The sequence below is a fragment of the Allobosea sp. WAO genome (assembly GCF_001509835.1).
Taxonomy (GTDB): Bacteria; Pseudomonadota; Alphaproteobacteria; order Rhizobiales; family Beijerinckiaceae; genus Allobosea.
Genome location: NZ_JXTJ01000012.1, coordinates 107,524 through 120,483, shown reverse-complemented (window position 1 = coordinate 120,483; position 12,960 = coordinate 107,524). Strand labels below are relative to the sequence as shown.

The following is a 12,960-nucleotide window of genomic DNA, read 5'->3' as shown; positions in this document are numbered from 1 at the left end:
TCATGCGTCTTGCACCCGTGTGTTGCAGGTTGAGCCGTAGATTATGCTGATATCTGAGGAAGTTGTAGCAAATCAAGGATTTGCGTGGAGAGCTGGCGTCCCGGAAGGGATTCGAACCCCTGACCTACGGTTTAGGAAACCGTTGCTCTATCCTGCTGAGCTACCGGGACGCACGTGAATGCGTTTAGCATAAAGCGTATGCGGGTGAAGCCTTCCTTTATCGTGATTGCGGGGCTCGCCGCGATTTTTGCGGCGGCGCGGCCGGTTGCAGCCGAAGATTGCACTGCCCCTGCGGAAACCCGCATGGTCCGGCTCGCCGGTCTCGATCGCCATGGCGACCTCGTTCTGGCTGACGGCACGAACCTTCGTCTGGCCGGTCTCGCGCCGCGCCAGGATGAAACGGAGCGCGAGCGATTTTCGGCCGCGCTCCAACAGTGGCTCGGCAGGGACTTCCAGCTTGCCGCGCTTGGCGGCGCCGATCGCTGGGGCCGGGCTCCGGCGCGCCTCCTGCTAACCGGTGCGGCGGAGGAGGTCCCCGGGCACGACTTAGCCGCCCTGCTGCTCGCGGCCGGGGCTGCGCTTCACCTTCCCGAGCCCGGTCTCGCCGGCTGCAACGCACTCTGGCGGGCAGCCGAGTCCGGAGCCCTCGCCAAGGCGGTCGCCGATCGTGCCGTTTCGGCAACGCCGGCGACAAACCTCGCCCTTGCGGGCCTGCCGGTGGTCGACGGTCACGATCCCGCCGCTATGAAGGCGCAGGCGGGCCGGATCGCGGTGGTTGAGGGGCGCATCGCAGCGGTTGGCGAACGGGCTCAGCGAACCTATCTCAACTTTACGCGCCGTCGCGGTGCGGGCGGCAGTGTCGTGCTGTCGCGCTCCCTGTGGCGGGAACTGCAGCGCGGCGGCTGGACCGCATCGGCGCTGACCGGTAAACGCGTGCGCGTGCGCGGCGTGATCGAGGGGCGGGACGGCCTCCTCATCGCGATCGAGACGCGCGCCGCCCTGGAGATGGTCGACTAGGTTGATGCAGGCAATGCAGCGATATCGACAGCCAGCCCGGGGGCGCCTCGTCGCCATGGCGCTGCCGGCCCTGCTGCTGGCCGCCTGCTTTGGCGACCAGAGCTCCCTCCTGCCGCCGCTCGACCAGCCCGGCGGCGAGGCCGCGCCGCGCGTCGCCAGCCTGCAGCGGGGCACGGACCGCGAGCATCTGCGCCTGCTCCAGGCCTTCGGTGGCGAATACCGCTCGGGCAATGTCCGAGCCGTGCTCGAGGAGATCGTCGCACGCCTCGCCAAGGCCAGCGACGGCCAGATCGGCAATTACGAGATCACCATCCTGAACTCGCCGATCGTCAACGCTTTCGCCTTGCCGACCGGGCGCCTCTACGTCACCCGCGGCCTGCTCGCCCTCGCAAACGACACCTCCGAGATCGCTTCGGTAATGGCGCACGAGATCGCCCATGTCACCGCACGCCACGCCACCGAGCGGGCCGAGATGGAGCTCGAATCGGCGCTGGTCAGCCAGGTCGTCGCGCAGGTGCTGAACGACCCGACGACAGGCGCGGCGGTCCAGGCCAGCTCGAAGCTGACGCTGGCGAAATTCTCGCGGCAGCAGGAGTTGCTGGCCGACCAGATCAGCGTTCGCAACATCGCCAAGGCCGGCTACGACCCCTATGGCGCCGGCCGCTTCCTCGTCTCGCTCGGCCGCAACACGGCCTTCCGCGCCGGGCGCGAGGGCGGCGGCGACAAGAAGCTCGACATTCTCTCCAGCCACCCTTCGACCCCGGAGCGCGTCGCGGCGGTCACCTCCAGTGCCCGCCAGATCGGCGCGCCCGGCATCGGCGAGCGGGAGGCCGGGCGCTGGCTGACCGCGATCGACGGCATCGCCTTCGGTGACGATCCGGCCGATGGCGTGGTCCGTGGCCGGCGCTACCTCAACAGCGCCCTGCGCATCGCCTTCACCGCGCCTGAAGGCTTCGAGCTGGAGGCCGCCCGCGAGATGGTGGTCGGCGTTGGCGGCGGCGGCGGCCAGGCTTTGCGTTTCGACTCGGTCGCGCTCAAGCCGGGGCAGACGCTCGAATCCTATGTCGCCTCGGGCTGGATCGACGGCGTCACCACCGGGACGGTCGAGTCGGTGACGATCGGCGGCCTGCCGGCTGCCGTCACCACCGGCCAAGGCACCGATTGGCGCTTCCGGCTGGCCGCGATCCAGGCCGGTTCGCGCGTCTATCGCTTCATCCTCGCCGCCAAGGGCGAGACCGATCCCGAACGCGGCATGCGTGCCGTGCTCGACAGCTTCCGCAGCCTGACCCCGGCCGAAGCCCAATCGGTCAAGCCGATGCAGATCAGGCTGGCGAGCGCTGCCGAAGGCGACACGCCGGCAAGCCTCGCCGGGCGCATGGCGACGCATGATCGACCGCAGGAGCTCTTCCTGATCCTGAACGGCCTCGAGCGCGGCGGCAGGCTGAATCCCGGCCAGCGTTACAAGATCGTGACCGAATAGCCGGGTTTCAGGCGGCCTTGCGCCGCTGACCGGCGATCCCGGCTCGTGCTAGCGTCCCGCGCCAATGACCGCCCGGCGCCCCATGGGCTGTCCGGGAGGAGGAATGTGGCGGCGGAACGCCGCCCGATCAGGGAGGCGTCCATGGCACTCGACCGCCGCATCGTCGAACTCTACGACGAATACACGCACAAGCCGCTCGATCGACGAAGCTTCATGAGCCGGCTGGTCACGCTCGCCGGCTCGGTCGCGGCGGCGGAGGCCGCGCTCGCGCTGCTCGAGCCGAATTACGCGCAGGCCCAGCAGGTCGCCCCCGAAGATGCCCGGCTCGAGGCACGCCGCATCACTGAGACCGTCAACGGCGTTTCGCTTCGGGGCTACCTCGTCGCGCCGAAAACGCAGGCCAAGCGCGGTGGCGTGCTCGTCATCCATGAGAACCGCGGCCTCAACCCGCATATCGAGGACGTCACCCGCCGCATGGCGCTCGCCGGTTTCACAGCGCTCGGTCTCGACTTCCTGACCCCGCTCGGCGGCACGCCGGCCGATCCCGATGCCGCCCGCGCGCTCTTCCCGCAGCTCAAGCCGGAGGACGTCATCGCGCAGGGACGGGCGGCGCTCGCCTTGCTCGCCGCCCGGCCGGACGCGACCGGAAAGGTCGGCGCGGTCGGCTTCTGCTGGGGCGGCGGCGCCGTCAACGATCTCGCAGTGGCAGCGCCCGAGCTCACCGCCGGCGTCGTCTTTTACGGCCGCTCGCCGGACCTCGCCAAGGTGCCACAGATCAAGGCCCGCCTGCTGATCCAGCACGCGGCGCGCGACACCCGCCTGGTCGAGGGCTTGCCGGCCTACGAGACCGCGCTGAAGGCCGCCAACATCCGCTACCAGGCGATCGTCTATCCGGATGTCGACCACGCCTTCCACAACGACACCAGCGCCGAACGCTACAATGCCGCTGCCGCCAGGCTGGCCTGGGAGCGCAGCGTCGCCTTCCTCGCCGCGGAGACCGGAGCGGCCTGAAGGCCTGGGTCGCGGCCCGCCGACCGGCGCGGGAAAAGCGCGCAAAGAAAAAGCCCGGCGGAGCAATCCGCCGGGCTTTCCATATCCGATAGGCGAAACCGCCTCAGGCGGCCTCTTCCTGCAGATCCTCGTCGCCTTCCTCGGCCTCGGCCGCCTCGGCCTTGCTGGCGCGGCGCGGCGACTTCGCGAGCTGGCTCTCGATCTTCTTCAGCGCTTCGGTCTCGGTGATCTCGTCGACGGCCGCGATCTCGCGCGTCATCCGGTCGATCGCCGCCTCATAGAGCTGACGCTCGGAATAGGACTGCTCGGGCTGCGCCTCGGAGCGATAGAGATCACGGACCACTTCGGCGATGGCGACGAGATCGCCCGAATTGATCTTGGCTTCGTATTCCTGAGCGCGGCGCGACCACATGGTGCGCTTGATCCGGGCGCGGCCGGTCAGCGTCGTCAGCGCCTTGGCGACGTTCTCGCCATCGGCGAGCTTGCGCAAGCCGACGCTCGCCGCCTTGGCGGTGGGCACGCGCAGGGTCATCTTGTCCTTGGCGAAGCTGACGACGAACAGCTCAAGTTTGAAGCCAGCAACCTCCTGCTCCTCGATCGCCGTGATCTGACCGACGCCATGGGACGGATAGACGACGAACTCGCCAGTCTTGAAACCCAGGCGGACAGCAGCTTTCTTCGCAGTGGTCATGCCGTTTCAACTCCTCATCGGTCCGCTAAATGCGGAGACGCGACTTAAAGTCGCTGGTCGGAATAACCAGCGACACTCTGCCGGACGCGACGGATACGACTTCGGAAAGTCATCTCCAGGCGCGACACGCTCCCTCAGCCGATTGTTTCTTGCTGGCCACCTGACACGAAGACCGCACCGCCCCGGATGGTGCCGGTGGCTCTGCGGACTGCGCTTAAGGGGGCGCCCCATTCATGAATTCTCGCAGGGGCAGGCGGAACGAACTCGACTGTGGCAATTGTATACCACAAAAAACCCGCCGAATCAAAGGCAAACGGTTTCCGTCCCTGCCAGCGGGGCGTACTGGCCCGCCATAGTCAGCTGCATCGGGGCCATGCCCCAGGGGCAGGTTCAGTCGCCTTCGCCGGGGTTGGCCGAGAAATGCGCCTCGAGTTTTCCGGCCACGCCGTCGAACTCCTTGGCGTCGGCAGGCGGCTCTTTCTTCTGCGTGATGTTGGGCCAGCTCGAAGCGTATTTCGAGTTGAGCTGCAGCCAGCTATCGAGGCCCGGCTCGGTATCCGGCTTGATCGCCTCGGCCGGGCATTCCGGCTCACAGACGCCGCAGTCGATGCACTCGTCGGGATGGATGACGAGCATGTTCTCGCCTTCGTAGAAACAGTCTACCGGACAGACCTCGACGCAATCCATGTACTTGCACTTGATGCAGTTCTCGGTGACCACATAGGTCATGGCGCTGTCCTTCCGATCGACCGGCGCATCCTTAGAACCGGTCGAGAGAGTGTTTCAAGGCCCGAGTTCGGCCGGAAACGAGATAGAAGTTCTGCCGAAACGGGCGTTTCGGAACATTCCTTGCAGGCCACGCCAACGCCGGCCGCACGATCCCGAGCGATTATCCCTTCGGCTCCCCCGGCGCAAGCGACGCATCGCCGCGCGGATCGCCGCCCAGAACCTCGTAGAGCGTCTGCGCCTGCTCGTAGGAGCCCCGGCGCTCGCCGAGCCCGCGCAGCTTCACGACCAGCGTCGCATGCGGGAGGGCAAGCGTCAGGACGTCGCCGAGCTTGAGGCCGAGCGCCGGGTTCTCGATCCGCTTGCCTGCAACCCGGACATGGCCATCCTCCACCAGACGCACGGCGGCGGGACGGTTGCGTGCGAAGCGCGCGAACCAGAGCCATTTGTCGAGACGCTGCCGGTCTTCCCGCAATCGGACCTCGTGCCTGACGCCTCAGCCCTTGCGCCCGTCGCCGCCTTCGAGCTGCGCCTTCAGGGCGAGCAGCTTGGCGAAAGGCGAATCCGGATCCGGCTGGCGCTCGGCCGGCCGCGGCTTGGCCGGGGCCTGGAAGCGCTGTTCCTTGCCGCCACGCTCGTCGCGACGCGGGCCGCCACCGGGCCTGCCTTCATTGCGCCGGAACTCCGGCCGCGGGCCGCGCTCGGGCCGGTTGCCGCCTTCAGGCCGGCCACCGCGTCCCTGCCGCTCCGGCGCGCCACCGCCGGCCTCCGCAGCGGGAGCCTGCCCGCCAGCCGCCGGACGCTGGCCGTTCCAGCCGCCTTCGCGCCAGCGATTGCGATTCGGGCGCTGACCACCTTCCGGGCGCGCCCCGCCGCCAGCCTCTCCGGCCGGCGCGGCTTCGCCCTGATGGCCGGGGCGACGGTCGGGACGACGCCCGCCGCGCGCGCCCTGCTCCGGCCGCCTTCCGCCCTGATGGCGATGCGGGCGCCAGACCTCGATCAGCTCCGGCTCGGCCGGCTTGGCCGGCTCTTCGACGGAGACGGTGGTCTCGACAGCGGCGGCTTCGACCACCGGCTCGGCGAGGGACGACATCGCATCCGCCGGAACCGGCTCGGATACGACCGTCGGTTCGGCCTCGGCGGCGACCACGGCGGCCTCATCCGGCACAGTCGCAAGCTCGGCTTCGGTGAGCACGGGCGCATCGGGTGTTTCGCTCGGCGCGGCTTCGGGCGTCTCGCTCTCGGAAGCCGAAGCCTCGGCCGGGACTTCGGCATTCAAGGCGTCGACATTGTCGGTCGCGGCGGTCTCGGCAGGAGCGTCCCCCTCGTCCGCAGGCGCGGTTTCGATCGCGGGCGCAGCCACGATCGGCTCTGGCGTCGCCGCGAGCGGCACGGTGATCGCCGGCCCCGGGCGCTTCACCGAGACATAACCGAGCGAGCGCAGAATCGAGGCGAAATCCTCGCCGGCGCAGCCGACGAGCGAAGTCATCGCGCCCGTGGCGACGAAGCCGTCCTGGTCAGCGGCACCTACCGGCGGCTGGCCGAGCGTGACGCCGGGGCGATAGGCGATCGCCGGGCGAATCAGATCGGCCAGGCGCTCGAGGATGTCGACGCGCACCGCCCGCTCGCCGCAGACGCGATAGCCGGCGGCGCGATAGAGCCCCTTCGGCACGTCCTTGTTGGCAGGGAACGAGGTCCGGCCAGAGGAGGCGAGATGAGCGATGTCATCGAGCCCGCCCTGCTCCGGGCCGCCATGCTTCAGCGTCCAGAGCTGGGCGGCGAGCGCCCGCGGCGCCGGCTTCAGCAGGGCGGGAACGTAGAGATGGAAGGCGCCGAAGCGCATGCCGAGCTGGCGCAGGCCCGCCCGCCCCTCCTGGTCGAGGGTCTTCATCTCCTCGCCAACCTTGGCACGCTCGAGCACGCCCAGTGCCTCGCCCGCCTGGAAGGCGATGCCGCGGGCGATGCCCGTCAGGCTCGCAGCCTCCTCCAGGACCTGCAGCGGCCCGAGCAGCTTGGTGATGTGATTCTTCAGCCAGAGCGTCAGCCGGTTCTCAACCTGCTCGCGCGCGGGCCCGGTCAGGTGTTCCTCGACCAGCAGGCGCAGGCGCGGCTCCAGCACCTTCTCGCCGGCGACGAGGCGCGCCACCGGCTCGCCGATCCAGCGGACGAAACCATCATGCGACAGGACGAAGGCCTCGTCGCCGGCGAGCACGACGCGCGAGGCGCGCGCCTCCATCTCGCTGGCGAGCGCCTTCATCGCGGCGGCATTCAGCGCCTTGGCTTCGGGGCCACCAGCCTTGGGATCCGCCGTGAAGCGGAAACCTTGCAGCAACCCGACATGCTGGCCCTCGACGAGCACGTCGCCCGCCGCAGTGACCTCAGCTTCCAACATCGCATTCTCCCGCAGGCGACGCATCAATACGCTCGTGCGCCGATCGACGAAACGGCTGGCGAGCCTTTCGTGCAAAGCGTCCGACAGTTTGTCCTCTACAAGACGCGCAACCCCCTGCCAATGCTCTGGATCAGGCAACCAGTCGGGACGGTTCGCAACGAAGGTCCATGTCCGGACCTGCGCGATGCGCGCCGACAGCGTGTCGATCTCGCCATCTGTGCGGTCGAGCACATTGAGCTGCCCCCGGTACCAGTCCGGGTCGAGCCGGCCATGCCGCATCAGCCGAAGATACAGCATTGTCGCAAGATCGGCATGCTGCATCGGCGCGATCTTGCGATAATCCGGCAGACCGCAGACCTCCCAGAGCCTTGCGACCGCCGGCTTGCCCTGCGCAAGCCTTGCGACGTCGTGGTCGCGCGCCAGGATTTCGAGCGTGGTCATGTCCTCGGCGATCAGCGCGCGGGTCATTCCCTGTTCCTGCGGCTGCTGATTGAGGCTGTCGAGCAGCCCCTGGATCGAGCGCAGGTCGAGATCAGAATTGCGCCATTGCAGCTGGCGGATCGGCTCGAACCGATGATTCTCGATAGCGTCGACCAGTTCGGCGTCGAAGGGCGGCGCCCGTCCGGTGGTGCCGAAAGTGCCGTCGCGCAGATGGCGACCGGCCCGGCCGGCGATCTGGCCGAACTCGGCCGGATGCAGCTTGCGGAAATGATGGCCATCGAACTTGCTGTCGCCGGCGAAGGCGATGTGGTCGACATCGAGGTTGAGCCCCATGCCGATCGCGTCGGTGGCGACGAGATAGTCGACGTCGCCGGACTGGTAGATCTCGACCTGGGCATTGCGCGTACGCGGCGAGAGCGCGCCCAGCACCACCGCCGCCCCGCCCTTTTGCCGCCGGATCAGCTCGGCGATGGCGTAGACCTCCTCGGCCGAGAAGGCGACGATCGCGGAGCGGCGCGGCAGGCGGGTGATCTTGCGGTCGCCGGCGAAGGCGAGGTTCGAGAGGCGCGGCCGCGTCACCACATTGGCGCCGGGGATCAGGTGCTCGATCAGAGGCCGCATCGTGCCGGCGCCGATCAGCATCGTCTCGGCCCGGCCGCGATGATTCAGCAGCCGGTCGGAGAAGACATGGCCGCGGTCGAGATCGGCGGCGAGCTGGATCTCGTCGACCGCGACGAAGTCGACGGCGAGGTCGCGCGGCATCGCCTCGACCGTGCAGACCCAGAAGCGCGGCCGCTCCGGCTTGATCTTCTCCTCGCCGGTGACGAGCGCCACCGCTTCAGGGCCGACCTTCTCGACGACGCGCTGGTAGACCTCGCGCGCCAAGAGGCGCAGCGGCAGGCCGATCATCCCCGTGGGATGCGCGATCATCCGCTCGATGGCGAGATGGGTCTTGCCCGTATTTGTCGGGCCGAGCACCGCCGTGACGCCGCGTGCGCGGAGCGAAGGCGGAAGGGAGCGGGGTTGGATCAAGACGCTGGAGCTTTCCTGCAGCCTGCGCGGCGAAACACCGGGCGAGCCCTACCGGTTCGGGCGCCCCAAGGGCAACCCGGGCCGGGAACAGAACGAGTCCGGAACGAAGCGAGGCCGAATCGCTGACTCCCGCAGAATCAGGTTTCGTTCACGGCGAGATGTCGCGGCAAGCGATTCAAAAACCACAAGATTTTGAATCGCCCTCATTATCCATCCTTCGCCGACTTGCGCGCGCGAGGGCCGCTTTCGCTCATGTAGGCCTCCCGCGAGGGAAGGCGAGAGGCAAAAACGAAAATAGTCGCGCATCCCGTCAGTTCAAACGGCGAAGACTTCGGCGAACACCTCGGCCGCCTCGTCAGGCGCCTCGACATGGACGAAATGGCCGGCGTCCTCGCAATAAGTCACTTCGACGTCGTCGAAATAATAGGACAGGAAGGCGCTCCATTCGGCCTTCAGGACCGGATCGTGCCGGCCCCAATGCACCCGCGTCGGCTGGTGGATCGAGACGGAAGGCGTCGGATGACCGTCGATCGCCGCGATCCGTGCGGCATTCTGGCTGCGATACCAGTCGAAGCCGCCGCGCAGATTGCCCGGCTTCAGGAAATTTTCGACCCAGCGGTCGAAGACCGGCGCGAAGGCATCCTTGCGATGGCACCAATGCGTCAGGAAATGCCCGAGATAGAGCGCGCAGGCCTCGCGGCTGGAGCCGATCAGCTGCTCGGCCAGCGGCAATTGCTGGAAGGACTGGTACCAGATCTCGTTGACATGGCCGTCGCGCACCCAGGCCGAGCCGACGCTCGGCGTCGGGCAGTTGAAGAACAGGAGTTTCTCGACCCGCTGCGGGTGGCGCCGCGCCAGCCCCTGCGCGACATAGGCGCCGACATCGTGGCCGACGACGCCGACCGGCCCGGTCCCGAGCACTTCGAGCAGGGCTGCAATGTCGTCGGCATGGCTGTTGGCGCCGACATCGCTGCGCGGCGCAGGCGATTTGGCGCTGTCGCCGAAGCCGCGCAGATCGGGCGCGATCAGGCGGAACTCGCCATGCAGGCGGTTCATCAGCGGCAGCCAGGTCATCCAGAATTCCGGCCAGCCATGCAGCAAGAGCACCGCCGGCCCGTCGCCGATCTCGGCGACATGCAGCACGGTATCGCGCACCACCACGTCGCGGCGTCGCAATCCTGGCGGCAGTGAAAAATCGCCGGGCATGTCGGCTCCAGGGTCGAATCGTGGCGAAAGGCTAGCCCTCCCGCAGCCGCTGCGGCAATCCGTCGAACGGCAACGCCTTCATGCGCTGGGAGGAGAGTGGGCGAGGACAGTGCCGGAGTAGGTGGACGGGAAACTTATCCCCGGCGCTTTCGGCGACCCCAGAATGACGCGCTCCACAGCAGGGAGCACGCCATGCAGGGTCTACCCAATCGGTCCGCCAACGACAGCACACGCTGGCGCGAGATCATTCTGCTGCGCCGCGGGCTCGTCTCGCTGAAGGCGCAGACTTGGCTGCTCCGCCAAGAACTCGCCCGCAAATACAATCCCGACCAGCCACGCGTGCCGGCTGGCAACGCCGATGGAGGGCAATGGACCAGCGGCGGAGGCGGTGGCGATCCGACGCTAAGCGGAACCGATTTTCTGGGCGATCTCGGCAGCGCCTTCTCGGCCGCATTGAACTTCGGCGATGTCGTCGCCGACACGAGCGGCGAGGAGAGCTGGGCTTTTTATCAGGAGGCGACGCGCGCAGACGATACGCTCGCCGAACGCGCCATCGTCAACCGCGACGGCTCGACCATCAGATCCGAATTCGCCGAGCCCGGCAGCGACTGGGACGAGCGTCACACCGTCACTTTGCCCGAGGGCGGCAAGACCACCTTCGAGACCTCGGGCCGCACCCAGACGATCCGGGACGGCGGCCCGTATGGCGACGTCGTGTCGCGCTCGACCTGGGCCGAGCGCGGGCCGGAGCAGGAAGCGAGGGTTCAGCAGGCGCGGACACCATCGCGCCCTGGCCGGCCGCCCCTCGCCGAAACCACGATCACCTCCGCCCTGACCCTGTTCAACTGGCTCTCGGCCCGCAACAAGCTCGACGGGCTGCAGGCGGTCGCCAGCTTCAACGCCGGGGACTATGCGCCGAGCGCCGATGCGATCGATCTGAGCTTCGTCGGCCAACTCCGTGAGGATGAGGTCGATCGCGCCTGCCCGCGCTTCCCCGAAGTTCGCAGCCGCACCGACGCAGCCGTCGATGCGGTCGGGCCTCGAAGCAGCTATCGTTCAGCCGCGGAGTTCGGCACTGCTGTTCATTCGAACCTGAAACATCAGGTCGAGAATCTGGGCGACCCATCCTTCCGCGCAGAGCGTTCATTTCTCAAAAGTTACTATGAAGGTCGCGATAACCGGGTCCCTTACGGGTCGCCGAACTCCCTTCGCATCGACGTCTACGAGCAGCGCAACGACGGCATCGTATGCGTCTACGACATCAAAACCGGTAAAACTGGTCTCTCTCCCGGACGCGCGGCTGAGATTGCAAGGACCGTTTACAAGCGCTTTCCTGCTGTGCGCCGCATCATCGTAACAGAGGTCAGGCCAAAGCGATGACAACGATCCGCCAGATCAACAAGCTCGTCGCCCCTCTGATCTCACCAAACGGCGCCTTGGTACAAAAAGCCGAAGCGCTTACGTTGCGCCCTGTCAAGCACACGATCAATCAGCTTGCTATTTGGCGAACATCCGAAGCTGACCATTTCGAGGTAACATGGCACTGCTGCCCGGCCTTCGCCGATAGCTTCACGACCTGGTGGTATGTGACATTCTGGCAAGCGCCTCATCAACCCTGGCGCTGGTCGACCCCGGCGTTCACGAAATCTTCGTCGCCCGCGTCAATGTTGAGATTTTGCTACGGATGCAGGCCACACAAACAATAGATAATTTCGTGCACCATGTCTCGGAGCCGGAATTTTCAACAAGGCGCCTGGCCGATCACGAGGACACCGACATCCGTCTCGACATCGCCCGCGGCGATCTCGACACCGCCCGGATGAAATGCCGCGCGCTGCATGAGCGCTGCGCCCGCGACCCGGAATCCTACTGGGGGCGGATCTGGCGCAGGACCACCGACCGCGCCGGCCCCTTGCTCGATGCCGGCGACAGACCGGCGCTGATCGCGCTCCTGCACGAATGGGAGCGCGAGCTGATCGGCAATCTGGGTCTCGAAGCGATCTACGAATCGACGCCCTTCCCGCTCGAACGCGCCGCGGGCGCCTGACCTCAGTTGCGCGAGGTCGCCGCCGTGACGCCCGGATCGACCTTGAAGCGCGAGGCCTCGATCACCGCGGTGCCGATCATCGTCTTCACCGAGATCCGCACCGGCAGCATCATGCCAGTGCCGGCGATCGGGGCGAGCCAGGTCGAGATCTCCTTGTTCTCGGCCATGAACTTCGTGCTCGGCCGCAGCGCCCGGTGGCCGGAGATCGGCACGTAGCGCGCCTGGCAGATCGAAACCGGGCCGCTATAGCCATCGAGCTTGACCTCGCGGGTGCCGGCATAGCTCAGCTTGATGTCGTAGCGCGCGGCGCCGTCGAAGATCGGCAAGGTCCGGTTGCAGGCCGCGGCGCCCGAGTTCCGCCCGCCTTCGACCGGCATCAGGAAGGCGCTGATCGGGTCCATGACATTGCGGCGATGGGCGTCGCTGATCGGCACCCGGTCCGGCTTGGCATCGATCGGCGGCTCGATCTCGACCGCGCGCACGGCGTTGCCATCGAGCGCCATGCGCACGGTGCGGCTCTCGCTCGAGCTCGCCGAGGAAATCGCGAAGGTCGCCGGCGCAAGCCGGCCTGAATTGAGGTTGCCGGTGGCAACGCCCGAACCGCGCCCGCCGGTGAAGCCGCCGACGAGCCCCGTCAGCTTGGCCTGGACGTCGAGCTTGTAACGGCTGCCCTCGATGTCGCCGCTGAGGCTGGCCTTGCCAAAAGTCATGCCGAGCAGGGATACGTCATAGGCTGCGTCGAGCGAGGCCGCGCCGGCAGGAACCACGCCCGCAAGCAACATAGCTGCCAGGGAAAGCCCGGGCAGGGACGGCGTGAGGGCGGGCTTCATCTCGATGCTCCGGGCGGCGCGACCGTTCGACAGCTCGCTTGCACTGCGAATCGGTCCGAATCGTGACCTGATTAACGGAGTCTGACG

11 protein-coding genes and 1 tRNA gene are annotated in these 12,960 nt (G+C 67.4%); 5 read left to right on the top strand and 7 right to left on the bottom strand.

All coding sequences use genetic code 11. From position 1 onward, the window contains the following. Window positions 1–93: 93 nt before the first annotated feature. Window positions 94–170: transfer RNA gene (locus DK26_RS22115), tRNA-Arg, on the bottom strand. Window positions 171–198: 28 nt separating this feature from the next. On the opposite strand from DK26_RS22115, the gene DK26_RS22110 reads away from it, so the two are divergent. The 3 genes from DK26_RS22110 (at window position 199) to DK26_RS22100 (ending at window position 3,508) form a co-directional block, all read left to right on the top strand. Then, window positions 199–1,017: a hypothetical protein gene (locus tag DK26_RS22110; protein WP_157089785.1), complete on the top strand. Its 819-nt coding sequence runs from the start codon at window positions 199–201 to the stop codon at window positions 1,015–1,017. Between the two features lie 13 nt (window positions 1,018–1,030). Next, the gene (locus DK26_RS22105; RefSeq protein WP_066477699.1) at window positions 1,031–2,497 is read left to right on the top strand and encodes a M48 family metalloprotease; all 1,467 of its coding nucleotides are present in this window, start codon (window positions 1,031–1,033) and stop codon (window positions 2,495–2,497) included. A gap of 141 nt (window positions 2,498–2,638) precedes the next feature. Then, window positions 2,639–3,508 carry a dienelactone hydrolase family protein gene (locus DK26_RS22100; RefSeq protein WP_066477152.1) on the top strand — a complete coding sequence of 290 codons (870 nt, stop codon included), beginning with the start codon at window positions 2,639–2,641 and terminating at the stop codon, window positions 3,506–3,508. Between the two features lie 103 nt (window positions 3,509–3,611). On the opposite strand, the gene DK26_RS22095 is transcribed toward DK26_RS22100, so the two are convergent. The 5 genes from DK26_RS22095 to DK26_RS22075 all read right to left on the bottom strand — a co-directional run bounded on the left by DK26_RS22095 (window position 3,612) and on the right by DK26_RS22075 (window position 9,996). Further along, window positions 3,612–4,199 carry a CarD family transcriptional regulator gene (locus DK26_RS22095; protein WP_066477151.1) on the bottom strand — a complete coding sequence of 196 codons (588 nt, stop codon included), beginning with the start codon at window positions 4,197–4,199 and terminating at the stop codon, window positions 3,612–3,614. 390 nt (window positions 4,200–4,589) lie between these two features. Continuing rightward, window positions 4,590–4,928 carry a ferredoxin FdxA gene (gene fdxA / locus DK26_RS22090; protein WP_066477149.1) on the bottom strand — a complete coding sequence of 113 codons (339 nt, stop codon included), beginning with the start codon at window positions 4,926–4,928 and terminating at the stop codon, window positions 4,590–4,592. 160 nt (window positions 4,929–5,088) lie between these two features. Further along, window positions 5,089–5,400: an RNA-binding S4 domain-containing protein gene (locus DK26_RS22085; protein WP_066477147.1), complete on the bottom strand. Its 312-nt coding sequence runs from the start codon at window positions 5,398–5,400 to the stop codon at window positions 5,089–5,091. A 21-nt stretch (window positions 5,401–5,421) separates the two neighbouring features. Continuing rightward, entirely contained in the window at window positions 5,422–8,787 is a 3,366-nt protein-coding gene (locus DK26_RS22080; protein WP_066477697.1) for a helicase-related protein, read from the bottom strand. A gap of 318 nt (window positions 8,788–9,105) precedes the next feature. Next, window positions 9,106–9,996 (bottom strand): alpha/beta hydrolase, encoded by an 891-nt coding sequence (locus tag DK26_RS22075; protein WP_083533464.1) that lies wholly within the window; start codon window positions 9,994–9,996, stop codon window positions 9,106–9,108. A 96-nt stretch (window positions 9,997–10,092) separates the two neighbouring features. Here DK26_RS22075 and DK26_RS22070 point away from each other — a divergent pair, with 96 nt between their 5' ends. Continuing rightward, window positions 10,093–11,376 carry a hypothetical protein gene (locus tag DK26_RS22070; RefSeq protein ID WP_157089784.1) on the top strand — a complete coding sequence of 428 codons (1,284 nt, stop codon included), beginning with the start codon at window positions 10,093–10,095 and terminating at the stop codon, window positions 11,374–11,376. A 334-nt stretch (window positions 11,377–11,710) separates the two neighbouring features. After that, window positions 11,711–12,043, top strand: a complete 333-nt coding sequence (locus tag DK26_RS22065) for a hypothetical protein (RefSeq protein WP_066477142.1) — start codon at window positions 11,711–11,713, stop codon at window positions 12,041–12,043. Between the two features lie 2 nt (window positions 12,044–12,045). On the opposite strand, the gene DK26_RS22060 is transcribed toward DK26_RS22065, so the two are convergent. After that, window positions 12,046–12,873, bottom strand: a complete 828-nt coding sequence (locus DK26_RS22060; RefSeq protein WP_066477139.1) for a DUF3108 domain-containing protein — start codon at window positions 12,871–12,873, stop codon at window positions 12,046–12,048. Window positions 12,874–12,960 lie beyond the last annotated feature (87 nt).

Bases quoted from the DNA above. Each gene is read 5' to 3' on its own strand.
- DK26_RS22075 (WP_083533464.1), bottom strand. From the start codon at position 9,996: ATGCCCGGCGATTTTTCACTGCCGCCAGGATTGCGACGCCGCGACGTG.
- fdxA (WP_066477149.1), bottom strand. From the start codon at position 4,928: ATGACCTATGTGGTCACCGAGAACTGCATCAAGTGCAAGTACATGGAT.
- DK26_RS22100 (WP_066477152.1), top strand. From the start codon at position 2,639: ATGGCACTCGACCGCCGCATCGTCGAACTCTACGACGAATACACGCAC.
- DK26_RS22110 (WP_157089785.1), top strand. From the start codon at position 199: ATGCGGGTGAAGCCTTCCTTTATCGTGATTGCGGGGCTCGCCGCGATT.
- DK26_RS22105 (WP_066477699.1), top strand. From the start codon at position 1,031: ATGCAGCGATATCGACAGCCAGCCCGGGGGCGCCTCGTCGCCATGGCG.
- DK26_RS22060 (WP_066477139.1), bottom strand. From the start codon at position 12,873: ATGAAGCCCGCCCTCACGCCGTCCCTGCCCGGGCTTTCCCTGGCAGCT.
- DK26_RS22095 (WP_066477151.1), bottom strand. From the start codon at position 4,199: ATGACCACTGCGAAGAAAGCTGCTGTCCGCCTGGGTTTCAAGACTGGC.